This is a genomic window from Yersinia vastinensis, assembly GCF_902726565.1.
Classification (GTDB): domain Bacteria; phylum Pseudomonadota; class Gammaproteobacteria; order Enterobacterales; family Enterobacteriaceae; genus Yersinia; species Yersinia vastinensis.
In genome coordinates this window covers 243,665-267,878 of sequence record NZ_CACVAF010000007.1, presented here as the reverse complement: position 1 = coordinate 267,878, position 24,214 = coordinate 243,665, and the positions used below count along the sequence as shown (strand labels likewise).

Genomic DNA, 24,214 nt, shown 5'->3' with positions numbered 1-24,214 from the left:
GATAAATTTATTGAGCATAACTCAGTATTGAGACTATCTTTAGAGCACTTTATGTAGCCAGGTGGTGAAAAGTAGAGGTAGCGTGTCTAGTTCATCGATATAACAATAAGTTAGGGAGCGGTAGTATGTCTGGATCAGCACTGATAATGAGGGTGAGACGCAATTTACGTTACGCCATTTACGGTGTTTTGATGCCATTAATCAGTTTTGAGGGGCAGGCAATGGCTGAGATTACGACTGCTTTCACTGATCCTGCAGTAATACCAATCGCTGATGCTATTGTTCACGGAGATGTAAAACAGATCCATCAATTGGCTAATAAAACCTTGCTACAACAACAAGGCGAGCAGTCTGTCACACTGATGCAGTGGGCTATTCTCAATCAACAACCCGAAAGTTTGGCTGCATTGTTGCAAGAAAATGCAGATCCTTTTCAGCCGGGGATGCAGGGTGATACTGCGTGGCATACCGCAGCAAGCGTTCAAGATGCTCATTACATGCAGATCCTACTCAGAAACCCTATTCGACCCGATGTGAGAAATAGTGTGACACTCGCGACACCCTTGGCTGCTGCAGTGATGGCCGGGCGCGAGATCCAGGTGATCTTGTTGTTGGTCACTGGTGTTGATCCCAATCTTGCTGATCGGATGGGAGACACTCCATTGCATCTGGCTGGTAAGACGAATGCCCCGGATTTAGCATTGCGTCTGCTAAAAGCGGGGGCTGATCCTAAATTACGTAACCAGCAGGGCGCGACCTTCCAGCAGTATTTGGCGACGACGCCATTGAGTATGCACAGCACTGAAGTGCAGCAAAAATATCGGCAGTTGGATATCTGGCTGCGGGGTAAAAGATTAGCCGAGATTTATCAGCAATAGAGTTCATGTTTATCAGATAAATATAAAAAAAGCCGCTATTTATCAGCGGCTTTTTTACTTGAATGCGGTGTTAATCACCACTCTATTTGCTAGCAGGTTTATCCTTGGGTTGACGGCGCTTACCAACATTTTTGGCATCACGATGACGAACCTTAACCTTTGCTTTCTCTTTACTAGCTTCTTTTAGTTCTTTACGTTTTGCTAAAACTTTCTTCGACGGTTTACCCGTGGTTTTTTCGCTTGGTGCTTTGCTGGTTGGGCGCAGTTCATCAATCACCCGTGGTTTCAGAGGCTCTTTCAGATAACGGCCAATTTTACCCAGCAACAAATGGTCATGCGCTTCAACCAATGATATAGCGACACCTTTACGCCCGGCACGGCCCGTACGGCCAATACGGTGAAGGTAAACATCAGCAGTTAGTGGCAGATCAAAGTTGAACACGTGGCTGATATCATCGATATCCAAACCGCGTGAGGCAACATCAGTGGCAACCAGAACATTAACCCGGCCATCACTTAAACGTATAACGGCTTCAGTACGTTTGGCCTGAACCATTTCGCCTTCGAGGAACCAAGCGTTAATCCCTGCTTCACGTAGCCAACTGACCAGTTGGTGTACCTTTTCACGAGTACGAACGAAAATGATGGATTTTTGCACTTCTGGCTGCTTGAGCAGATGCACTAGCAAGGCGGTTTTATGTTCGATATTGTCCGCACGATAGTACCATTGCAGAATTTTTTTGCGTTCTCGCCGCGATGGATCGGCTTCCAGTTCTACTGGTTCCTCCAGAATGCGCTCCGCAAATTCACGGATAGCTTCCCCTTCTAGGGTGGCAGAGAATAATAATGTCTGCTTACGCCAGCGGGTTTCTGCGGCAATAGTTTCAATATCTTGGGCGAAACCCATATCCAGCATACGGTCAGCTTCGTCCAGAATCAGCGTTTCGACTGCGCGACAATCAAAGTTTTCTTCTTTGATGTATTGCAGCAAGCGGCCTGTGGTTGCAACCACAATATCCTGATTCTCACTAAAGACTTCCGCGTGGTTCATATATGCCACACCGCCGGTAATCGTCGCGATATCCAGTTGTGTATGCTTGGCCAGCTCACGCGCTTGATCTGCTACTTGCATGGCCAGTTCACGGGTTGGCGTCAGGATCAGAATGCGGGGTGGGCCAGATTTTTTGCGTGGAAAATCCAGCAAATGCTGCAAGGCAGGCAGCAAAAAGGCGGCAGTTTTGCCCGTACCTGTTGGTGCCGAACCCAATACATCGCGCCCATCCATAGCTGGCGGAATAGCCGCAGCTTGAATGGCTGTTGGGCGCTCATAGCCTTTGTCGCGCAATGCGTCAATCAGGCGTTCATCGAGATCGAGTTCGGAAAAATTGGTTACAGTCATGGTCTTCCTCTACTTGGGGCGCCGATTATAGACGGGTTAGCCGAATTCTTCACCTGTTTAAGCGGTAATGATGTCTTTTCCCTTCAATCATATTGTCCTATGCTACGCCGGTTATAGATTCTGGTGACTAATGTGGGCGAACAATTGAAAAAAAAACCGGCGTTGCGTGGTGGTGGCTTCACTTTTAAACAATTCTTTGTGGCGCATGATCGCTGCGCAATGAAAGTGGGGACTGATGGCGTTCTGCTCGGCGCTTGGGTTCCAGTAGAAAAAGCTCGCAAAGTACTGGATATCGGCTGTGGCAGTGGGCTGATTGCGCTGATGATTGCCCAGCGTTCGAACTCTGAAGTGATGATTGACGGTGTTGAGTTGGAGCCGGCAGCGGCAGAGCAGGCCAGCAGCAACGTAGCGCAATCTCCTTGGGCTGAACGAGTTTGTATTTATGCACAAGATGTACACCAGTTCGCCGAAAATCATCCTCATCAGTATGACCTTATTGTCAGTAATCCACCCTATTTTGCGCCGGCGGTGGCTTGTCGTGATGAAGCCCGGGATACCGCACGTTATACCGGTTCACTCACTCATGACGCCTTACTGAATTGCGCGGAGAAGCTTATCACAGAGGAGGGGATCTTTTGTGTGGTTTTACCCCACGATTTGGGGGGCGAACTTGCTCGCCTTGCGGTCGCACAACATTGGTTCGTTCGCTGCCAAGTTGATATCAGAGATCGCCCCGGTAAGCCGCTGCATCGGATGCTGCTAACATTATCGCGCCAATCAGGCGAGACTCAATATCAGCATTTGGACCTGCGCCAATCTGAAGGCGTCTATTCACCAGAATTCTGCGCGCTAATCAGTGAGTTTTACCTAAATTATTAGCCACGGACTGGCGAGGTAGTGAGATGTATGAGTTAATAGGGCGCGATATTCTGTGTTTTGAAAAACATCGCGCCCTGAAAAAACCTTACGGATGGAGAATGGTTGGTTTTGGATTCTCAAGTTGGTCAGGGTAATCAAGGGTGTAGTGCAACCCTCTGCTCTCTTTGCGATCCATAGCACAACGAACAATCAGCTCGGCAACCTGCACTAAATTACGTAATTCCAGCAGATTATTTGAGATGCGGAAATTGGCATAATATTCGTCAATCTCCTGCTGCAAGGTATTAATCCGGCGCAAGGCACGCTCTAAGCGTTTGGTTGTACGAACAATGCCAACGTAATCCCACATAAATAGACGCAATTCATGCCAGTTATGCTGAATAACAACCCTTTCGTCTGAATTATCAACCCGACTTTCATCCCAATCAGGTAATTGCTTGGCTAATTTGGCCGTCGGCAAGCGCGTCAGAATATCTTCTGCGGCAGACCAGCCATAAACCAAACACTCAAGCAATGAGTTGGAGGCCATACGATTAGCCCCGTGTAAACCGGTATAGCTAACTTCACCAATGGCATATAAACCGTCCAGATCCGTACGCCCATGCTGATCGACCATAACACCACCGCAGGTATAATGTGCTGCTGGAACGATAGGAATCGCTTCTTTGGTCAGATCAATACCCAATGACAATAGTTTTTCGTAAATCATCGGGAAGTGCTGCATCACGAAATCAGTGGGTTTATGGCTAATATCCAGATACATGCAATCGGCACCCAGACGTTTCATTTCATGGTCTATGGCACGGGCGACGATATCGCGAGGAGCGAGTTCGCCACGCGGGTCAAAATCGAGCATGAAGCGGGTGCCATCAGGCCGTTTGAGATAGGCCCCTTCGCCACGTAATGCTTCAGTCAGCAAAAAGTTACGTGCTTGCGGGTGAAATAGGCAGGTGGGGTGAAACTGATTAAACTCTAAATTAGCGACCCGGCACCCAGCACGCCACGCCATTGCAATCCCATCACCAGAAGAGATATCTGGGTTGGTAGTATATTGATAGACTTTTGCCGCACCGCCAGTGGCTAAAACGACAGCTTTAGCGCGGAATGTCTCCACTTTCTCAAGCTCGCGGTTCCAGATGTATGCACCGACGACGCGTTTCGTCCCCGCCAGCCCAATTTTATTGGACGTGATAAGATCGACGGCATTGCAGCGTTCTTTAACTAAAATATTGGGATGAGTACTTGCTTTGCCTACCAGAGTGGTCTCTACTTCTTTGCCTGTTGCATCTGCTGTATGTAGTATACGGCGATGGCTATGACCACCCTCGCGGGTAAGGTGATAACGTTCTTCGCCACTGGCGTTGGTCTCGGTATCAAAAAGGACACCTTGATCAATAAGCCATTGCACGCAAGAGCGAGCATTACTGGCGATAAACTCTACGGCCTCTTTATCGCAAAGGCCGGCCCCGGCAATCAGGGTATCATCGACATGTGAGCTGATGCTGTCTGTTTCATCAAAAACGGCAGCAATACCTCCCTGAGCATAAAAAGTGGCGCCTTCATTCAAGGGCCCTTTGCTCAGAACAGTGACTTTACAATGTGGCGCAAGACGTAAAGCCAGTGATAAACCGGCAGCGCCACTCCCGATGATCAATACATCGCTAACGTGTTCAGATGATGATTGCATATCGTATGATGTGTGCAGAAGAAGAGTGAAATTCATGTTAGCCTATCTGCCAGAGCAAAAGCTATGGCTATAAGATGTCTAAAGAATATTCAGACAAATAATCTGGCAACATGGAACTTTGCACTTTTTATAAACTCCAAGCGTGTGCTTGCTCAGGAAAATAAAGATATGGCTGGCAGTACAACTTTTAGCGTGGGGATAGATTTCGGGAGAGTTCACCTCGGATGAGCGAGCAGTTAACGGATCAGATGCTGGTTGAACGGGTCCAGAAAGGTGATCAGCAATCGTTCAATTTACTGGTAATTCGATACCAGCATAAGGTTGCGAGCCTCGTATCCCGCTATGTGCCTCAGGGCGATGTTCCTGATGTGGTTCAGGAATCTTTTATTAAAGCATATCGTGCACTAGAGTCGTTTCGTGGCGATAGCGCGTTTTATACTTGGCTTTACCGTATTGCTGTTAACACAGCAAAAAATTATTTAGTCGCTCAGGGGCGGCGCCCGCCATCCAGTGATGTGGATGCAAATGATGCTGAAAATTACGAAAATGCGGGTGCATTAAAAGAAATATCGAACCCTGAGAACTTAATGTTGTCTGAGGAATTGAGGCAGATAGTTTTTAAAACCATAGAGTCACTTCCTGAAGATCTCCGGATGGCGATTACACTCAGGGAGTTAGATGGTCTAAGCTATGAAGAGATAGCTGTTATTATGGACTGTCCGGTTGGTACTGTTCGTTCCCGTATCTTCCGCGCCAGAGAGGCTATCGATAACAAAGTTCAGCCGCTGATTCAGCGATAAGCGGACACATAAAGGGTATTTGGCATGCAGAAAGAAAAGCTTTCCGCTCTGATGGACGGAGAAACTCTTGATAGTGAGCTGATAGGTTCTTTGTCGAAAGATAAAGCCTTGCAGCAAAGCTGGCAGAGCTATCATTTAATCCGTGATACCCTGCGGGGGGATGTTGGTGAAGTCTTGCATCTGGATATCGCCAGCCGTGTCGCAGAGGCGCTCAAAAATGAGCCAGCTCGTTTTGTTCCTATTGCTGTACCTGAATCTCAGCCACAACCTCATGTCTGGCAGAAAATGCCTTTCTGGCAAAAAGTTCGCCCATGGGCCAGCCAGATTACTCAGGTTGGGGTTGCCGCGTGTGTTTCTCTCGCTGTTATTGTGGGGGTTCAACAATATAACCAGCCCACATCTAGCAACTTACAGCCAGAAGCGCCTGCATTTAATACATTACCGATGATGGGTAAAGCATCGCCAGTCAGCTTCGGCGTACCTGCTGATGGCTCTTTCGGGACATCTCAGCAGCATCAGGTTCAAGAGCAACGTCGCCGTGTCAATATGATGACTCAGCTGCAAGATTTTGAATTACAACGTCGTTTGCCACAAACTGGTACGCTGCAGGAACCTTCATCATCTACACAAGCCGCTATTCAGGTCCCTGGAACTCAGTCCTTAGGAATGCAGCAGCAGTAATGAAGCAATTTTGGTTTTCCGTCTGTTTAATGGCGGGCAGCCTGTTCATGCCAACAATTGCATCGGCGGAAACCCCGCCGATAGCAATGTTGCAAGAAATGAGCAGTGCCAGTCAGTCGCTCAATTATGAGCTATCCTACATCAATGTTAATAAGCAAGGGATTGATTCTCTTCGCTATCGCCATGCTATCCAAGATAAAAAAACACTAGCGCAATTACTGCGAATGGATGGCCCGCGGACTGAGATTATTCAACGTGGCAATGAGATAAGTTATTTCGAGCCTGGATTTGACTCTTTCACGTTGAGCGGTGAGCATATTATCGATGCCTTACCTTCTATTGTTTTCCCCGATTTTGAAAAACTGTCAAAATACTATAACTATATTGCGCTTGGTCGCGCCCGTGTCGCTGACCGACCATGTCAGGTTATTAGAGTCGTCTCCCGTGACAGTTCGCGATACAGCTATATTATTTGGATGGACGAGACAACAAAACTCCCAATGCGAGTAGACCTTTTAGATCGCGATGGTGAGACTCTTGAGCAGTTTCGGGTAATTTCTTTTGCAGTCGGCGAACCTATTCAGGAGATCCTGCAAGGTGTATTAAAATTGTCTTTACCGCCATTACTTACCTTACCGGCAAAAACCAAGGTGGACTTTGATTGGGCCCCACGTTGGTTGCCAGAAGGGGTTACTGAGGTTTCACGTAGTCGTCGCACACTACCTAACATGGATGCACCAACTGAATCCCGGTTATATACAGATGGTTTGTTCAGTTTCTCGGTTAATGTAAATCCTATTGGTAAGGATGCACCTTCAGAACAGTCTCTGCGTCAAGGGCGGCGGACAGTTCATTCCGAAACTCGGAATAATGTAGAAATTACGGTAGTCGGTGAGCTTCCTCCTTCTACAGCAAAACGTATTGCTGATAGTGTGATTTTGGAGCCAACAAAATGATGAAAGAATGGGCGACAGTCATCTCATGGCAAAATGGGGTTGCGCTTCTGCGTTGCGAACCACATTCTGGTTGTGGGAGCTGTAATGCACGTTCTGGATGCGGCAGTCATTTATTAAATGAATTGGGGCCTGAGTCTGAACATCAATTAGAAGTTGCGATTTCTCAGCCACTAGAGCCGGGGCAGAAAGTTGAAGTTGGAATTAGCGAAGGTAGCTTATTACGTTCTGCTTCCTTGGTATATTTGACACCACTTGCTGGGTTGATTGCTGGAGGAGCATTGTTTCAAGCCTTATTTATTACTGATGCTTTTACTGCTCTAGGCGCTATTTCAGGTGCGGTACTCGGTTTTTTATTGGCTAGGGCATTAGCTGCGAAAATTGAAGGAGAGAGTGATTATCAACCAACTGTTTTACAGATTGGTTTACCACCAACAGCTTTACGTATCCAGCAAGATTAATTTTAGCCATAGTAGGCTGGAATTCGGTTTTGTATCATATGCTCCAGTAGTGCAATAAAAAGATCAGCGCTGATAAGCGATGAGTAATCGACAGAAAAGAGTATGTTACCCTTAGCGTCAAATAGCCGTATTTTGTCATGATGTGCTTCACGTAATGTCTCAATACGTAAAATATCTTCGATATTAATTACCCCTTTTGTTGTTATCAAAGACTGCGCACTGAGTGACAGTGGCGTTGTGTCTACCTGAATTTTTTTCATATTGGCAATTTTTAAAATTAGTGATTTAAAGTCATTGTCATTTTTTTTGACTATATCAAATACAATTGTTTTTCCTCTAGATAACGAATTTAAGCTAATTACACCTACGTGCATAACTTGTTGGTGAATTATTGTATTTATAAGTGGGTAAGCATTGGTTATATTATTAATAATAATATTCCATTGCTGTTTTTTTGATGTGCGAAATGCCATGGCATTAATTCCACCATTAGGATTTATTCCAGCGTGATATTTATAAATGTATTCTATTTTATTAAATGGAATGAAATAAACGTTTTCATTATGATGGTTGAAAACTCGCACACCTTTCTCGTAAAGAAAATAGGTAAACATTGGGTTGTTATATAACCGAAAGTAAAGACATGAACTTAATGAAATTCCTGCGATAGCAACACATAAAATAGAAAGGATTGATGGGCTTGAAAAGATAGATGTTGTAATTGACAGTGTAATAATTATAAAACTTAATGCTAATATGAATACTATTGCACCAATGTTTAAATTTGAGTTTTTATTTCTCAATTCATGACGGCTAAGTATTTTTCCTTCGTCAATCATAATATTCTCCATTGGGCCGCCAAGAGGATATTTCACTTGGTTGTGATTAAATCACATTAATACTCTAGGTTATCTACCCACTGGGTATATGAGCATTTTCCTAAAGTGACTTAACAGATATTCATACTGAAATAAGAATGCACTCGCCTCTAGGGCAGGAGGCCCTCTGTTTTATATTGCGACGAACCTATATAGCAACGAACAGAATGCGGCTGATACATTTTAACAGGATAAATCAGGCAACAAGCTAAGTGTGATGCCTTTCACGAGGCTGACTTACAGTGTAAGATGCGTGCATATTTATGTGGGTAGTTTTGGGTTTGAGTCCATCGCTGTGTCCACCAATAATTAATTAAAGACAACGACTAGAGAAAAATTCATATAAATGAAGCACATAAGAAACTTTTCTATTATTGCCCATATTGACCACGGTAAGTCGACACTGTCGGACCGTATTATTCAGATTTGTGGCGGTTTATCAGAGCGTGAAATGGCCGCTCAAGTTCTGGATTCTATGGATCTGGAGCGTGAGCGCGGCATCACTATCAAAGCGCAGAGTGTGACACTGGATTATCACGCCAAAGATGGTCAAACCTATCAGCTTAACTTTATCGATACTCCCGGCCACGTTGACTTCTCCTATGAAGTTTCTCGCTCCTTAGCGGCTTGTGAAGGGGCTTTATTGGTGGTTGATGCAGGGCAAGGTGTTGAAGCTCAGACATTAGCAAACTGCTATACCGCGATGGAAATGAATCTGGAAGTCGTTCCAGTTCTGAATAAAATCGACTTGCCTGCTGCCGATCCGGAGCGTGTAGCTGAAGAAATTGAAGATATCGTCGGTATTGATGCGACTGATGCTGTCCGTTGTTCGGCAAAAACTGGCGTAGGTGTGCCTGATATTCTTGAACGTTTGGTGCGCGATATTCCGCCACCAGAAGGTGATCCTGAAGGGCCATTGCAAGCCCTGATTATTGACTCTTGGTTTGATAACTATCTGGGCGTGGTGTCATTAATTCGCATCAAGAATGGTTCGCTGCGCAAAGGCGACAAAGTTAAGGTGATGAGTACAGGGCAAACCTATAACGCAGATCGCTTGGGTATCTTTACACCAAAACGCGTTGATCGCGATGTGCTAAATTGCGGTGAAGTGGGTTGGTTGGTCTGTGCTATCAAAGATATTCTGGGGGCGCCAGTCGGCGATACGCTGACATTAGCTCGTAACCCAGCCGAAAAATCTTTGCCTGGTTTTAAGAAAGTCAAACCTCAGGTTTATGCCGGCCTGTTCCCAATTAGTTCTGATGATTATGAAGCTTTCCGTGACGCATTGGGTAAGTTGAGCCTGAATGACGCCTCCTTGTTCTATGAACCAGAAAGCTCCACAGCACTGGGCTTCGGTTTCCGTTGTGGCTTCCTCGGTTTGCTGCATATGGAAATCATTCAGGAGCGCTTGGAACGTGAGTATGATCTCGAACTGATCACTACCGCACCAACCGTAGTGTATGAGGTGATTACGACCGCTCAAGAAACTGTTTATGTAGATAGCCCTTCCAAGCTACCTGCACTGAACAATATTGAAGAACTGCGCGAACCTATTGCTGAATGTCATATGCTGTTGCCGCAGGAATATCTCGGTAACGTCATTACACTATGTATTGAAAAACGCGGTATGCAGACCAATATGGTTTACCACGGTAACCAAGTGGCGCTGACGTATGAAATTCCGATGGCTGAAGTGGTGCTTGATTTCTTCGATCGTCTGAAATCAACGTCTCGCGGTTATGCCTCACTGGATTACAACTTCAAACGCTTCCAGACCTCAGACATGGTGCGTGTTGATGTGTTGATCAACAATGAGCGTGTTGATGCCTTGGCGCTTATCACTCACCGTGATAATGCCCAGTATCGAGGCCGTGATTTGGTTGAGAAAATGAAAGAGCTGATCCCACGCCAGCAATTTGATATTGCCATTCAGGCGGCTATCGGCAACCACATCATTGCCCGCTCAACTGTGAAACAGTTACGTAAAAACGTACTGGCGAAGTGTTATGGCGGTGACGTTAGCCGTAAGAAAAAACTTCTGCAGAAACAGAAAGACGGTAAAAAACGTATGAAGCAGGTCGGTAACGTTGAATTACCGCAAGAAGCTTTCCTGGCTATTCTGCATGTCGGAAAAGACAGTAAATAAGGAGTTTTGATGGCTAACATGTTTGCCTTGATTTTAGCGATAGCAACGCTGGTGACTGGGGTTATCTGGTGCTTCGAGAGGTTCAAATGGGGCCCGGCTCGTCAGGCAAAAATTGCGGCAGTTAATGCGCAAACTGCGGCGATCAAGGCACAAACAGGTTGTGCTGTAGATAACAAGACTCTAGCTCCTGCGGCAAAACAGCCAGGTTGGATCGAGACTTGCGCCTCAGTGTTCCCGGTGCTGGCATTGGTGTTTATCGTGCGCTCGTTTATTTACGAGCCTTTCCAGATTCCTTCTGGTTCGATGATGCCAACGCTATTGATCGGTGATTTCATCCTGGTTGAGAAATTTGCTTATGGTATTAAAGACCCGATTACCCAAACTACATTAATCCCTACTGGGCATCCTAAGCGTGGTGATATCGCTGTCTTTAAATATCCATTAGACCCACGGTTGGATTATATCAAACGTGTGGTGGGCTTACCGGGGGATAGGGTTAGTTACAATCCAATCAGCAAAGAAGTGACGGTTCAGCCTGCATGTAATACTGGCACCTCTTGTGATAGTGCCTTGCCGATTACTTACAGTACGTCGGAGCCAAGCGAATTTGTACAGACATTCCGTTATAGCGGTAATGGTGAGGCTTCTGCCGGGTTCTTCCAGATCCCGTTGAATCAGGCAGTACCTGATGGTGGTGTGCGCCTACGTGAGCGTACCGAGAGCCTCGGGCCGGTTGCACATCAAATTCTGACAGTTCCAGGTCGCCAAGAGCAACTGGGCGCTTATTATCAGCAACCTAACCAACCATTAGGGGTTTGGGTTGTTCCTGAAGGCCATTACTTTATGATGGGCGACAATCGGGATAATAGTGCAGATAGCCGCTACTGGGGGTTTGTACCAGAACGCAATTTGGTAGGGAAAGCCACTGCTATTTGGATGAGTTTTGAAAAGCAAGAAGGTGAATGGCCAACGGGAGTTCGTTTAAGCCGGATTGGTGGAATTCATTAATTCTGGTTATACCTGCATCATTGGCGTTACAGCGTTGTGAGCAATCGAGCTGACAATGCTGTAACTTCAAGTAAGCAGGGTATTTACCCAAAGTAATTGATGTTACAGCAAGGCAGCAAATGAGCGCATCCCAATGAGCTGACAAAAGTCAGTGATTTGGGTGGGTAAGAGCAGCTAACACTGCTGTAACTTCAAGTAAGCAGGGTATTTAAACGCAGCATTATATTTCCACTCGTTGTAGAATAACCTTTCGAGCGATAAGAGTTGGCTCTTTTATGGGGGCCACTGCACACGAAACAGTTTTGTTTTGGTAATATTGGCCAATCAGACCTGTTCCGTCTGCTGTAGTTTTTGACGCATTCTTGATCTATTGGTAACTCATGAACCCCATCGTAATAAATAGGCTACAGCGGAAGCTGGGCTACACTTTTCAACAGCAGGAGCTCTTGCTGCAAGCACTGACTCATCGTAGCGCCAGTAGCAAACACAATGAGCGTTTGGAGTTCCTGGGTGACTCTATATTAAGTTTCGTTATTGCCAATGAGTTGTACCGTCGTTTCCCTCGTGTCGATGAAGGGGATATGAGTCGGATGCGAGCAACATTGGTAAGAGGTAATACACTAGCCGAAATGGCCCGTGAGTTTGACCTCGGTGAATGTTTACGCCTTGGGCCGGGTGAATTAAAAAGTGGCGGTTTTCGTCGCGAGTCAATTTTGGCAGATACAGTAGAAGCCTTAATTGGCGGTGTATTCTTAGATAGCGATATTCATACGATTGAACGGCTGATTCTCGACTGGTATCGCAGTCGTTTAGAGGAAATCAGCCCTGGTGATAAGCAGAAAGACCCAAAAACGCGCCTGCAAGAATATTTGCAGGGCCGACATCTGCCATTACCTTCTTATCTGGTTGTGCAGGTTCGTGGTGAAGCACATGATCAGGAATTTACTATCCACTGCCAGGTGAGTGGCTTGAATGAACCGGTCGTTGGTACTGGCTCAAGTCGCCGTAAAGCCGAGCAGGCGGCAGCGGAACAAGCGCTGAAACAGTTGGAGCTTGAATGAGCGAAGTAGAAAAAACGTATTGTGGTTTTGTTGCAATTGTAGGTCGCCCAAATGTGGGCAAATCGACCTTGCTGAATGAATTATTGGGGCAGAAAATCTCCATTACTTCACGTAAACCGCAAACCACACGTCACCGTATTATGGGGATTCATACTGAAGGGCCTTATCAGGCTATCTATGTTGATACCCCAGGGCTGCATATTGAAGAAAAACGCGCTATTAACCGTTTGATGAATCGCGCGGCAAGTAGCTCTATTGGTGATGTGGAGTTAGTGATTTTTGTGGTTGAAGGAACGAACTGGACTGCTGATGACGAGATGGTAGTGAACAAGCTACGCAGTCTGAAGTGCCCGGTGTTATTGGCTATCAATAAAGTGGATAACGTAACGGATAAAACCAAGCTGTTGCCACATATTCAGTTCCTTAGCCAGCAGATGAATTTCCTTGATGTTGTGCCAATTTCCGCCGAAAAAGGCATGAATGTGGATACTATTGCCAACATCGTGCGTAAGTTATTACCGGAAGCGGAACATCACTTCCCGGAAGATTACATCACTGACCGCTCTCAGCGGTTTATGGCGTCAGAAATTATCCGTGAAAAGTTGATGCGCTTCTTGGGTGAGGAATTACCTTACTCGGTGACGGTTGAAATTGAACAGTTTGTTCCTAATGAGCGCGGTGGTTATAACATCCACGGGCTGATTCTGGTTGAACGCGAAGGCCAGAAGAAAATGGTCATCGGTAATAAAGGTTCAAAAATCAAGACGATCGGTATTGAAGCCCGCCAGGACATGGAACAGATGTTCGACGCCAAGGTACATCTTGAGCTGTGGGTAAAAGTGAAATCAGGCTGGGCAGATGACGAACGTGCATTGCGCAGCTTAGGCTATACCGACGACCTGAAATAAGGCTCGCCGATGGACGGTTGGCAACGCGCATTTGTCCTGCACGGGCGTCCTTACAGTGAAACCAGTCTCATGCTGGATTTATTCACTGAGGGGGAAGGCCGTATGCGGGTGTTAGCAAAAGGTGCGCGAGGTCGCCGCTCCAACTTAAAAGGCTGCTTGCAGCCTTTTACACCATTACTGGTCCGCTGGACGGGGCGTGGTGAAGTCAAAACATTACGCAGTGCCGAGCCAGTGTCTCTGGCTCTTCCATTGAGCGGCTCTATGTTATATAGCGGTTTATATGTTAACGAGCTGCTCTCCCGCGTTCTGGAACATCAAACCAATTACTCTGCATTATTCTTCGATTATTTACATTGCTTACAAGCATTAGCTGGCAGTGATGGATCGCCTGAATATGCTTTGCGTCAGTTTGAATTGGCGATATTAGCCCATTTGGGTTATGGCGTGGATTTCCTTCATTGTGCAGGCAGCGGTCAGCCAGTATCAGATACAATGACTTACCGGTATCGGGAGGAGAAAGGTTTTATCGCCAGCTTAGTGATTGATCATTATAGCTTTACCGGTCGTCAATTATTGGCGCTGGCACATCGTGAATTCCCTGATGCCGATACATTGCGTGCAGCCAAGCGCTTTACGCGTATTGCCCTGAAACCTTATCTGGGGGGCAAGCCACTAAAAAGCCGCGAGCTGTTCCGTCAATTTGTGATTAAACCACCGGCTGAACCTTTGACCTAGTGTCTTGTATTCCGATGGTTTACAGTGTCTGTCTTCAACTTTCCCATTCAGTAGCCTATCCGCTAGCCGCTTACTCGGTGTAAACTGCGGAGCACTTATACCCGTCATCTTTCAAGATGCACCCATATCTGGAGGGCTGTTATGGCTGATTTGTTGCTGGGCGTTAATATTGACCACATTGCGACGTTACGAAATGCACGTGGCACCATTTATCCCGATCCTGTTCAGGCAGCGTTCATCGCCGAGCAAGCTGGCGCTGACGGTATTACTGTACATTTACGCGAAGATCGCCGTCATATCACTGACAGAGATGTACGTATTTTGCGTAAAACTATTCAGACTCGCATGAATTTGGAAATGGCGGTGACCGATGAAATGGTGGATATCGCTTGCGAATTGCAACCTCATTTTTGCTGCTTAGTGCCGGAAAAACGCCAGGAAGTAACGACCGAAGGTGGGCTGGATGTGGCAGGTCAAATTGATAAAATGACCGTAGCAGTTAGCCGATTATCCGAGGCAGGTATTTTGGTTTCATTGTTTATCGATGCAGATATGCGCCAAATTGATGCTGCAGTTGCTGTCGGTGCGCCTTACATTGAAATTCATACCGGCGCTTATGCAGATGCTACTTCAGATTTGGCTCGTCAGGCAGAATTAGTACGGATCGCGAAAGCGGCCACCTACGCCGCGGGCAAAGGCTTGAAAGTGAATGCTGGCCACGGTCTGACTTATCATAATGTCCAACCTATCGCTGCCTTACCAGAGATGCATGAGCTGAATATTGGTCATGCTATTATTGGTCAGGCCGTTATGTCTGGCCTCGCTGCTGCTGTTACGGATATGAAAGTGTTGATGCGGGAAGCGCGTCGTTAATGGCCATTCTTGGGTTAGGCACTGATATTGTCGAAATTTCGAGGATAGAAGCCGTAGTTGAGCGCAGCGGTGACAAGCTGGCTCGGCGCATCCTCAGCCCATCGGAATGGCAACATTATCAGCAGCACCAACAACCAATACGTTTTTTGGCTAAACGTTTTGCCGTCAAAGAAGCGGCAGCTAAAGCATTTGGTACGGGTATCCGTAATGGTTTGGCATTTAATCAATTCGAAGTGGTTAATGATGTCCTTGGTAAGCCAACACTGCGTTTACACCAGCGTGCAGCAGAGTTAGCCGCTGAGCTGGGCGTGAAATCGTTGCATGTGACTCTGGCTGACGAACGGCGTTATGCCTGTGCGACCGTTATTATTGAAAGTTGATGTTCTTGAAGGTTGACACTGTTCATCGTCACTAAAATGTGGCGAGCGGAAACTGAAGGGCGCGCATGAAAATGTCGCCCTTTTTTGTTATGCATTTTATCCCGCTATCAGCCGTTTTCTTATCTCTCACTTCGGTTTTACCACTCGGCATTTGTGCACTCTCAATTGCACAACGAAGAAACTCCCCAGAATAAATCTTAATTTTGCGATCTGTTCGACAAGTTGGTTAACCAATGCTTCATTTGGTCGCCCAATTGATGCTACTTGTAATACCAAATTGCACAATGAAGTCGATAGTCTGCGTTCAGTAGCACGAGGGTAACGTAAAAAACGGCGGTAATAAGGCGATTTTTTGTTCACAACAACGATTAAGTTTGGTCTGACCAATATAAAAACCGTAATACCAGAAAAATTGATTTTAACTACTGGGGAAAATAAAAGATGGAATGGATTAATATCCTGTGGGTCGTATTGGGCATTGGTTTGATGCTATTGCTTAATATCCGCTATCAAATTAACTCAATGATTGCCTTGCTGCTAGCGGCTTTGCTGGTGGGGACTCTCGCTGGGATGGATCTGCTAAAACTGCTGCATACCATTAAAGCGGGGTTTGGTGGCACACTGGGCGAACTGGCAATCATTGTGGTATTTGGTGCGGTGATCGGCAAACTCATGGTCGATTCTGGAGCGGCTCACCAGATAGCTCAGACGCTACTGCGTCGATTCGGACTCAAGTATGTTGAGTTTGCAGTCATTATCATCGGTTTGATCTTTGGTTTGGCAATGTTCTATGAAGTTGCCTTTATTATTTTAGCTCCACTTATCATTGCGATTGCCGTCGAAGCTAAGATCCCATTCCTCAAATTAGCGATCCCTGCAGTTGCTGCGGCAACAACCGCGCACTCCCTTTTCCCACCACAACCCGGTCCGGTTGCGTTGGTGAGCGCTTATGGCGCTGATATGGGCATGGTTTATATTTATGGTGTTTTGGTTGCCATCCCTTCAGTTGTTTGTGCTGGGCTGATTTTGCCAAAATTCTTGGGCAACTTGGAACGCCCAATCCCAACGTTCCTGAAGGCGGATAATCCGCTTGATGAAAATAATCTGCCATCGTTTGGTACGTCTATTTTAGTCCCGTTAATTCCTGCTTTTATTATGATTTTCACCACCGTCGCGAACATCTGGCTGGTGAAAGGGACGACGTCATACATTATCTTCAACTTCCTAGGGTCATCGCCGATCGCCATGTTTATCGCGATGCTGGTGGCCTTTGTTCTCTTCGGCACCGGGCGTGGCCATAAGATGGAATGGGTCATGCACTCCTTTGAGGGGGCTGTAAAAGGGATTGCCATGGTCATCTTGATCATCGGTGCCGGTGGTGCGCTAAAGCAAGTCATCATTGATACCGGGATCGGCGACACTATTGGTATGTTGATGTCAGCAGGTGGTGTATCACCTTATATTATGGCTTGGCTAATTACCGTGCTAATCCGCCTAGCGACCGGGCAGGGTGTGGTGTCGGCAATGACGGCGGCAGGGATTATTGGTGCCGCTGTTATGGACCCAGTGACCCATACCATTACGTCTGTTGATCCCGCGTTGTTGGTGCTGGCGACCGCGGCGGGTTCGAATACCTTTACCCATATTAATGACGCATCATTCTGGTTATTTAAAGGTTACTTCGACTTGTCGATTAAGGACACTCTGAAAACTTGGGGCTTGCTTGAATTGACAAACTCAGTCGTTGGCTTGGCGATGGTGCTGCTGATCAGCTTGTTTATTTAGTGGCGGATTGAGTATTGAGTTGATTTTATGATCAGTGCTTCAACCGAGGCACTGATCATCCATTTCACGGGAAAATCACTGAGATTACAGACGATCAGCGTGGTGCAGTTGGACAAACTTATCCCATAGCTGTTCGTTAGTTTCAACCCAAGCAGGATCGATAGAAATCGTATTATCAATGGGGCAAACCAGCTGACAGGTTGGCGTCTCGTAATGGCCAACACACTCCGTGCAACGCATTGGGTCAATCTGATAGATCTCAGCTCCCATGGAAATTGCCTCATTCGGGCATTCCGGCTCACACATGTCGCAATTGATGCATTTACGAGTGATCAACAGGGCCATAATTTCTCATACCTTAGCTTGAGTATTCACAACAGCGCGGGATTATACCCCTCTGGAGTCCTTAGACCAGTTTTTTCACCAGTGCTTCGCTGTGCTTAATGTGATCCTGTGCACTTTCAAGGTTTTGCTGGATCATGGCCATAAAGAGCAGGTCGGTCAGTGCATATTGTGCCGTGCTGGAGGAGATGGCGGCACTACGAATCGCGGGTTCTTCTGAGATGGTATACAAACAGTGGTCAGCGCGCTGCTGCAAGCTGTTGGGCGTAAAACTGGTCAGCGCCAGCACTTTGGCGCCACAGCGTTGCGCTTCTTCTGCCGCCAAATTTATCTCACGGCGTTCGCCGCTAAATGAAATTGCCAGAAGTAAATCTCGCGTATCCAGCGCCTGTACTGCCGCCAGTTGCGCATGCATGTCCGTTTCTGATACCGCCATCACGCCAATTTTTAATAGCTTATAGGCAAGGTCTTTTGCTACTAATCCAGAAGCACCCAGACCGGTCAAAATCACCCGCTGTGCGCCTTTTAACATCTCCAGTGCTTGGGCAAGGCGCTGTTCGCTGTTGATGTCTAGCGTGGCCCGTAATGCGGCGGCTTTTTCGCTGAGTAACTTTTCTCCGACCGTCTTTAAACTGTCAGTGCTCAATATTTGATTGTGGAGCGTGACCGCCTGCTCAGGAGCCGCGATGATTTCACTGAGAGCCTGCTTTAGTGCTGGGAAGCCCTTATAACCAAGTTTTTGGGCAAATTTCACCACTGCTGATTGGCTGATGCCAGTTTGTTGCGCCAGCTTTTGTGAACTGAGTTGGCGTGCTTGCTCGGGGTGGGTCAGCAGGAAATCGGCCAGCTTACGATCATTTTGTGCCAGCGTTGGATAGAGCTGACGAATGCGAAGAAGACTACTCATAAATCAGTTCCTGAATAGGGGAAATTATTCTGCCAAGTTGGTTAATAATACCCATAAATAATTAAGTCGAAGGTCAAGTCAGGGAGAATAGCACTCTTTTTTTGTAAGATTCCGATGACTGGAACAAGAAAACACGCGTTTTGATACCTTTCGGCTACAACTAAATTATGATGAGTGAAAAATCCAATGAGGAAAAAATCATGAATTTGGGCGCTTTGATTTCTGAAAGTCGCAATCTGGCCACGATGGATTTAGATAAGCTCTCCACATTGGAGATGTTGACTCGCTTTAATGATGAGGATCGCAAAGTACCTGAAGCGATCCGGTTGGTTATTCCGGCTATAGCTCAGGCGGTCGATTTAGCGGCAGAAGCTTTAAAGCAGGGGGGGCGCTTAATTTATCTTGGAGCCGGAACCAGTGGCCGGCTTGGGGTTTTGGATGCATCAGAATGCCCACCGACCTTCGGTGTACCGCATGGCATGGTGGTAGGACTCATTGCTGGAGGCCCCGGAGCGTTGCTCAAAGCGGTCGAAGGCGCTGAAGATGATATTTTGCTTGGTGAGCGAGATTTACAAGATTTAAAACTGACGCCAACAGATATGGTTGTTGGATTGGCCGCTTCGGGGCGTACACCTTATGTCATTGGTGCGCTACGCTATGCCCGCCAGCTCGGTTGTCCAACGGCCGCAATTTCCTGCAACCCAGATTCTCCTATCGCACAAGAGGCTCAGGTAGCAATCTCACCCGTTGTCGGGCCGGAGGCTCTGACGGGTTCTACCCGTATGAAGTCAGGGACTGCTCAGAAATTAGTGCTGAATATGTTATCCACCGGAGCTATGGTTAAGTTGGGCAAGGTCTATCAAAATTTGATGGTCGATGTGAAAGCGACCAATGAAAAACTCGTTGATCGTGCTTGTCGTATTGTTGTTGAAGCTACCGGAGCCGGCCGCGCAGAGGCTGAAAATGCCTTGTCACAAACGGGATTTGAAGTGAAACCCGCTATTTTGATGATCTTAAAAGGTGTCAGTGCTGAGCAGGCTAATTCGGATTTACAGCGACATAACGGGTATCTGCGCGCAGCATTGTAATACCTTTCATCTTTCAATTTGCTGGTGGGTTGGCTGCTCGTGGTCACCAGAGTCATCAGCTCATGGGGTGAGCTTGTAAGTCGCCTTCCTGTATCATGAAATCTATTGGGTATAAGGTGGGTTTTGTATTGAAAATAGGAGTGATGTTTTGAGTGTGAAGCACGCCAAATCGGCCTTTGAACACAGGGCAGAGCCTCAGCCGGAAAGTGTTAAACGGGTTGTTTTCTTTGATTTAGATGGCACTTTGCATCAGCAGGATATGTTTGGCAGCTTTTTGCGTTTTCTGTTGCGTCATTTACCACTGAATCTTTTGTTGGTTATTCCACTCTTGCCAGTCATTGGGCTGGGATTACTGGTGGGAGGGCGCTGCGCACGCTGGCCGGTGAGCCTGCTGCTGTGGGCGATAACCTTTGGGCGATCTGAAGCGCACCTGAAAGATCTGGAATTACGTTTTGTGCAGGAGTTTCGACAGAAAGTGACGGAGTTTCCGGTTGTCATGATGCGCTTGCGTCAATATCTGGACCGTACAGACACCGATGTATGGTTGATTACCGGCTCGCCACAACAGTTGGTCGAACAGGTTTATCACGACTCGGAATTCATGCCACGTTTACAGTTGGTCGGTAGCCGTATGGCGCGGCGTAATGGCGGCTGGGTGCTACCACTGCGCTGCTTAGGGCCAGAGAAAGTGGTGCAATTAGAGCAGCGGCTGGGGTCTCCTTTGAAACTCTACAGTGGGTACAGTGACAGTAAGCAGGACAACCCGCTGTTGAAATATTGTGAGCACCGCTGGCGGGTGAGTGGAACGGGTGAGTTGCAGCAGTTGGAGTAACCCTTCGCTCTTGAAGCTGCAGGGGTGTGCGCAGCTAACACCCCTGCAGCTTCAAAGACGAAGAGAATATACGTTAATGAGTGACATCATCTTCATGATGCCCTAACCGCCAAATCCGTTCGGCATGCCTACCGAGCAACCATAAGCTGATACCCAACAGCAGGAAGAAAATGGTCTTTGGCATGGCATCCCAAAAGAACTCAAAGAAGCGGGTATAGAGGTTGATGGCAAGAAATGTCAGGCCAAAGCCGCGCAGCATGGCATCATCTCGTTTTAGCCCCAACCAAATCGCGATACCCGCTGCAATGGCAAACAAGAGACTCCAATGAAGCAGCTCAATCTGGCGCACCTGATACCAATGGTCTATGTCGCCGTAATTGCCAAAAATAGACAACAACCACAAGGCGATAAACAGATAAAGCAGCCCCATGGCCAGTGAAACTCTCTCAAGTCTGCGAGCGGCCAGTTGAGGTTGCAATGCCAGTGCTGACGCACACATCAACAAACCAAAGGCAATAAAGCGTATGGGATAACTCATGCCTAGCCAGTAAGCTCCCCAACCTGAGAGGTAACCGGTTTCTGCACCAAAGGCATTCCCCAATGACAGCAAGGCGAACAGCCATACCAGTGGCGAGCGACCAAACCAACCCACCAGCGCATAGATAACCGTGCCCAGTAGTAATAACGCAGAAATACGACCACTGCCATTATCCAGCCACACGCCAAGTTGGGCGATGGCGGCAGCGGTCATGATGACACCGAGAAATAATACCGCTTCATTGCTATAGATTTTGCTGGGGTCTTGTCGGCGGCGGTAAAAACCCCAAGCATAGAAAGCCGCCGCCAGCACACTTGTGACTGCAACTCTCACGGGGGGATCAAAACGGAAGAACTGGCTAATCCAATCTAATAGGAAAGTATCGGCCATCAGGCTGCCAATGGCGATGACCAGCGAAGCCAGTGCGGCAAGAAAGGCATAACCGGCCAGCCGACGCCAATCAAAGGGCTGAACATCAATATTTGCCAATAGGCGCTGATGCTCTTCTTCCCCAATCACACCCTCATTAGCCCATCCCTTAAGGGTTTTGCGTACAGTCGCGGCATTTTTCTTGCTGAGCTTCATCTGTTTGGCATCCATTGGTCTGAATGATTTTTATCCTGTCTGAACATTAACTGATCATTATATGCCTCGCTACTTTATATTGGTTGGAGGCCGCCATGGCTGTGTATAATGCACGCCGCAAAAGTGCCAGTGAGGTTAATGTGTCTATCGATAATAATTTGTCTGCTGAATGTGTTTCACCCCCTGAGTACAGTGACGAGTACTGGATGCAGCGCGCGTTAGCATTAGCATTGCGTGCACAAGACGAGGGTGAAGTGCCGGTAGGAGCTATTTTAGTGCTGGATAATCAGGTCATCGGCGAGGGGTGGAACCGTCCTATTCGCGATAACGACCCGACAGCTCACGCCGAAATCATGGCGCTACGCCAAGGTGGGCAAGCCGTGCAGAATTATCGTTTAATCGATGCCACTTTATACGTCACGCTGGAGCCTTGCGTGATGTGTGCCGGAGCGATGGTACATAGCCGAATTCGCCGCTTGGTGTACGGCGCGAATGATTTGAAAACCGGTGCAGCCGGTTCGCTGGTGGATATTTTGCGTCATCCCGGCATGAATCATCAGATAGACGTTTGTTCGGGAGTGCTGGCTGATGCCTGCTCTCATCAGTTGAGCGCATTTTTCCGTCTACGCCGTGAGCAGCAAAAAGCATTAAAACGTGCCACAACTGATAACAAATGACGCATACACGATGTGATTGACTGCGCCGTTGCTTTTGCAACGTCAAAGCTGAAACTCACTAATTATTGATTGACCAGCCAGGACCGACAACCGGATAAGCTTTGCCCAGTTCAGCCTCAATAGCGGCATGTTGGGCTGCTTTTTTCTCTTTTTCCTGCAAATATCCCACCAAACTCACCTGATAACGGCGAATGTTTTCGACATAGTTATAGGCTTCGTGACCACGGGCATAACCATAAGTGGTGCTTGGGTAGTAGCGTTTTTGGCTTAACATCGGTAACCGCATTTTTACGTCAACCCAGCTATCCGGGTTACCGTTCTGACTTTTGGTCAGCCGGCGGGCATCCAGCATATGGCCGTAACCCAAATTATAGGCGGCCAGTGCGAACCAGATTCGCTCATCTTCTGGAATGGTATCCGGTACTTTTTTCATCAAGCGCTGCAAATAAATGGAGCCGCCTCTAATGCTTTCCTCAGGATCAACCCGGTCTTTAACTCCCAACCCACTGGCGGTGGCACGGGTTAACATCATCAGACCGCGAACTCCAGTCGGTGATGTGGCCTGTGGGTTCCAGTGGGATTCCTGATAAGCAATTGCTGCCAGTAATTTCCAGTCGATTTCGCCAGCGTGTTTTTCAAACAGATGCTGGAAGGCGGGCAGCACATTATCGATGGCCGACAGGAAAGTTTTAGTATCGACATAATCAAAGCTGCCGACATGGCCCAGATATTTTTCCTCCAGCCGCGCTAAACTGCCATCCTCAACCATCTGACTATAGAAATCGAGCATTGCAGCATACAGGCTGTCATCATTACCTTGCTGGAAATACCAAGTGACGGGTTCTTCATCTGTCACGTCAAAAGCCACTGCCAATTGTGGGTGGATGCGTTGCAGCAGCGCGATAGTGACAGAATCGCCAAGGGTATAGTCGAGTTTGCCCTCAGCGACTTGCTCGAGCAGCTCTTTTCCCGAGCGATCAATGGATGAACCCCAGTTAAGGTCCGGATATTTGCTCTGTTTGAGCTGCTTCAAGGTGGTCATATGGGCGGAACCGGAGGCGACAATCAGTTGACCTTTTAAATCACTGAATGATTTTGGTCGTGGTTGGCCCAATCGGTATACCAATTGTTGTGACACAGAATAATAAGCGGGGCCGGTGCGCGCCCGGTTAAGGCGTTCACTGTTATAAATCAGCCCAGCGGCCAGCATGTCGGCATCGTCGCTATCTAAAGCATCAAATAGATCGTTAATATTATGATGCGGAGTCATCACCAGCTTGACCCCTAGATAGTCAGCAAAACGTTTTGCCAGCTCATAGTCGAGACCGGAAGGGCCATCCTTTCCGGTTGAGTAAATCAGCGGTGAACTTATTGTGCTAACTCGCAGTTCACCACGGGCTTTTATACGGTCCAGTTGCCCCTCTTGGCCATTGCGCCAAGGAATATTGGGCCACAGCGCGAGGGCCAGAAGTATGGCAACTACACCGATGACAAAGTAATTTAATTTTATGCGCGTCAAATAGTTATCTCTCGGCAGCGCTCTTTATATGTGCGTTGTAAAGCGAAAATCAACATGGTTAAATCCCCAGGGGAGTGGCATTTTGCGCAACAAATCGTCAGTGTGCAACTTTATTGCGTGCTTATTTATCCGCTATTCGCTGTAGATCTCTGACAGAGGTTTCTGACGCAATTATTAATAATAGATACGCAAACGGTTTCGTCGGCGGCTTAGA

General features: G+C 47.2%; 24 protein-coding genes. 17 read left to right on the top strand and 7 right to left on the bottom strand.

Features of this window, described 5'->3' with window-relative positions:
- Positions 1 to 221 precede the first annotated feature (221 nt).
- A complete protein-coding gene (locus HUZ92_RS13000) occupies positions 222 to 878 on the top strand; it encodes an ankyrin repeat domain-containing protein (protein WP_145579627.1) in 657 nt (218 codons plus the stop codon).
- An 82-nt stretch (positions 879 to 960) separates the two neighbouring features.
- Here the strand turns inward: HUZ92_RS13000 and srmB are convergent, their stop codons facing one another.
- On the bottom strand, positions 961 to 2,277 hold the full coding sequence (srmB, locus tag HUZ92_RS12995; protein ID WP_050100850.1) for an ATP-dependent RNA helicase SrmB: 1,317 nt from the start codon (positions 2,275 to 2,277) through the stop codon (positions 961 to 963).
- A gap of 132 nt (positions 2,278 to 2,409) precedes the next feature.
- Between srmB and trmN the strand changes: the two genes are divergently transcribed.
- The gene (gene trmN, locus HUZ92_RS12990; protein WP_050100849.1) at positions 2,410 to 3,156 is read left to right on the top strand and encodes a tRNA(1)(Val) (adenine(37)-N(6))-methyltransferase TrmN; all 747 of its coding nucleotides are present in this window, start codon (positions 2,410 to 2,412) and stop codon (positions 3,154 to 3,156) included.
- Positions 3,157 to 3,241: 85 nt separating this feature from the next.
- Here trmN and nadB read toward each other — a convergent pair whose 3' ends face one another.
- Positions 3,242 to 4,843: an L-aspartate oxidase gene (gene nadB / locus HUZ92_RS12985; protein ID WP_174846834.1), complete on the bottom strand. Its 1,602-nt coding sequence runs from the start codon at positions 4,841 to 4,843 to the stop codon at positions 3,242 to 3,244.
- A gap of 224 nt (positions 4,844 to 5,067) precedes the next feature.
- On the opposite strand from nadB, the gene rpoE reads away from it, so the two are divergent.
- The 4 genes from rpoE to rseC are packed head-to-tail and all read left to right on the top strand — an operon-like array spanning position 5,068 to position 7,738.
- Complete coding sequence (gene rpoE / locus HUZ92_RS12980) at positions 5,068 to 5,643, top strand: RNA polymerase sigma factor RpoE (RefSeq protein WP_005159396.1); 576 nt, start codon at positions 5,068 to 5,070, stop codon at positions 5,641 to 5,643.
- A gap of 24 nt (positions 5,644 to 5,667) precedes the next feature.
- On the top strand, positions 5,668 to 6,324 hold the full coding sequence (gene rseA, locus HUZ92_RS12975; protein ID WP_050100847.1) for an anti-sigma-E factor RseA: 657 nt from the start codon (positions 5,668 to 5,670) through the stop codon (positions 6,322 to 6,324).
- Positions 6,324 to 7,280, top strand: a complete 957-nt coding sequence (rseB, locus tag HUZ92_RS12970; RefSeq protein ID WP_050100846.1) for a sigma-E factor regulatory protein RseB — start codon at positions 6,324 to 6,326, stop codon at positions 7,278 to 7,280. The genes rseA and rseB overlap by 1 nt, the downstream gene beginning before the upstream one ends.
- Positions 7,277 to 7,738, top strand: coding sequence for a SoxR-reducing system protein RseC (gene rseC / locus HUZ92_RS12965; protein WP_050100845.1), 462 nt, complete (start codon positions 7,277 to 7,279; stop codon positions 7,736 to 7,738). The genes rseB and rseC overlap by 4 nt, the downstream gene beginning before the upstream one ends.
- A 2-nt stretch (positions 7,739 to 7,740) precedes the next feature.
- On the opposite strand, the gene HUZ92_RS12960 is transcribed toward rseC, so the two are convergent.
- Complete coding sequence (locus HUZ92_RS12960; protein WP_050100844.1) at positions 7,741 to 8,577, bottom strand: hypothetical protein; 837 nt, start codon at positions 8,575 to 8,577, stop codon at positions 7,741 to 7,743.
- 385 nt (positions 8,578 to 8,962) lie between these two features.
- Between HUZ92_RS12960 and lepA the strand changes: the two genes are divergently transcribed.
- From lepA to gntP, 8 genes are all read left to right on the top strand, one after another.
- Positions 8,963 to 10,762 (top strand): translation elongation factor 4, encoded by a 1,800-nt coding sequence (lepA, locus tag HUZ92_RS12955; protein WP_050100843.1) that lies wholly within the window; start codon positions 8,963 to 8,965, stop codon positions 10,760 to 10,762.
- Between the two features lie 9 nt (positions 10,763 to 10,771).
- Positions 10,772 to 11,770 carry a signal peptidase I gene (gene lepB, locus HUZ92_RS12950; protein ID WP_050100842.1) on the top strand — a complete coding sequence of 333 codons (999 nt, stop codon included), beginning with the start codon at positions 10,772 to 10,774 and terminating at the stop codon, positions 11,768 to 11,770.
- Positions 11,771 to 12,150: 380 nt separating this feature from the next.
- The gene (gene rnc / locus HUZ92_RS12945; RefSeq protein ID WP_050100841.1) at positions 12,151 to 12,831 is read left to right on the top strand and encodes a ribonuclease III; all 681 of its coding nucleotides are present in this window, start codon (positions 12,151 to 12,153) and stop codon (positions 12,829 to 12,831) included.
- Positions 12,828 to 13,739, top strand: coding sequence for a GTPase Era (era, locus tag HUZ92_RS12940; protein ID WP_050100840.1), 912 nt, complete (start codon positions 12,828 to 12,830; stop codon positions 13,737 to 13,739). Before rnc ends, era begins: the two co-directional genes overlap by 4 nt.
- Positions 13,740 to 13,748: 9 nt before the next feature.
- Positions 13,749 to 14,474: a DNA repair protein RecO gene (gene recO / locus HUZ92_RS12935; protein WP_050100838.1), complete on the top strand. Its 726-nt coding sequence runs from the start codon at positions 13,749 to 13,751 to the stop codon at positions 14,472 to 14,474.
- Positions 14,475 to 14,615: 141 nt separating this feature from the next.
- Positions 14,616 to 15,347 (top strand): pyridoxine 5'-phosphate synthase, encoded by a 732-nt coding sequence (gene pdxJ / locus HUZ92_RS12930; RefSeq protein ID WP_050100837.1) that lies wholly within the window; start codon positions 14,616 to 14,618, stop codon positions 15,345 to 15,347.
- Complete coding sequence (gene acpS, locus HUZ92_RS12925; RefSeq protein ID WP_050100835.1) at positions 15,347 to 15,727, top strand: holo-ACP synthase; 381 nt, start codon at positions 15,347 to 15,349, stop codon at positions 15,725 to 15,727. Before pdxJ ends, acpS begins: the two co-directional genes overlap by 1 nt.
- A 441-nt stretch (positions 15,728 to 16,168) precedes the next feature.
- Positions 16,169 to 17,512 carry a gluconate permease GntP gene (gene gntP / locus HUZ92_RS12920; RefSeq protein ID WP_050100834.1) on the top strand — a complete coding sequence of 448 codons (1,344 nt, stop codon included), beginning with the start codon at positions 16,169 to 16,171 and terminating at the stop codon, positions 17,510 to 17,512.
- A gap of 84 nt (positions 17,513 to 17,596) precedes the next feature.
- Here gntP and HUZ92_RS12915 read toward each other — a convergent pair whose 3' ends face one another.
- Together HUZ92_RS12915 and HUZ92_RS12910 are read right to left on the bottom strand one after the other, a co-directional pair.
- Positions 17,597 to 17,857: a YfhL family 4Fe-4S dicluster ferredoxin gene (locus tag HUZ92_RS12915; RefSeq protein WP_025379234.1), complete on the bottom strand. Its 261-nt coding sequence runs from the start codon at positions 17,855 to 17,857 to the stop codon at positions 17,597 to 17,599.
- Positions 17,858 to 17,918: 61 nt separating this feature from the next.
- Positions 17,919 to 18,761, bottom strand: a complete 843-nt coding sequence (locus HUZ92_RS12910) for a MurR/RpiR family transcriptional regulator (protein ID WP_050140661.1) — start codon at positions 18,759 to 18,761, stop codon at positions 17,919 to 17,921.
- A 170-nt stretch (positions 18,762 to 18,931) separates the two neighbouring features.
- On the opposite strand from HUZ92_RS12910, the gene murQ reads away from it, so the two are divergent.
- Both murQ and yfhb read left to right on the top strand, forming a co-directional pair.
- Positions 18,932 to 19,849, top strand: a complete 918-nt coding sequence (gene murQ / locus HUZ92_RS12905) for an N-acetylmuramic acid 6-phosphate etherase (protein ID WP_260653988.1) — start codon at positions 18,932 to 18,934, stop codon at positions 19,847 to 19,849.
- Between the two features lie 148 nt (positions 19,850 to 19,997).
- Positions 19,998 to 20,681 carry a phosphatidylglycerophosphatase C gene (yfhb, locus tag HUZ92_RS12900; RefSeq protein WP_164908355.1) on the top strand — a complete coding sequence of 228 codons (684 nt, stop codon included), beginning with the start codon at positions 19,998 to 20,000 and terminating at the stop codon, positions 20,679 to 20,681.
- 73 nt (positions 20,682 to 20,754) lie between these two features.
- Here yfhb and HUZ92_RS12895 read toward each other — a convergent pair whose 3' ends face one another.
- On the bottom strand, positions 20,755 to 21,804 hold the full coding sequence (locus HUZ92_RS12895) for a DUF2339 domain-containing protein (RefSeq protein WP_050100921.1): 1,050 nt from the start codon (positions 21,802 to 21,804) through the stop codon (positions 20,755 to 20,757).
- Between the two features lie 101 nt (positions 21,805 to 21,905).
- On the opposite strand from HUZ92_RS12895, the gene tadA reads away from it, so the two are divergent.
- A complete protein-coding gene (gene tadA, locus HUZ92_RS12890; RefSeq protein ID WP_050295840.1) occupies positions 21,906 to 22,481 on the top strand; it encodes a tRNA adenosine(34) deaminase TadA in 576 nt (191 codons plus the stop codon).
- Positions 22,482 to 22,539: 58 nt separating this feature from the next.
- Here tadA and mltF read toward each other — a convergent pair whose 3' ends face one another.
- Entirely contained in the window at positions 22,540 to 24,000 is a 1,461-nt protein-coding gene (gene mltF / locus HUZ92_RS12885) for a membrane-bound lytic murein transglycosylase MltF (RefSeq protein WP_050100824.1), read from the bottom strand.
- Between the last annotated feature and the right edge of the window lie 214 nt (positions 24,001 to 24,214).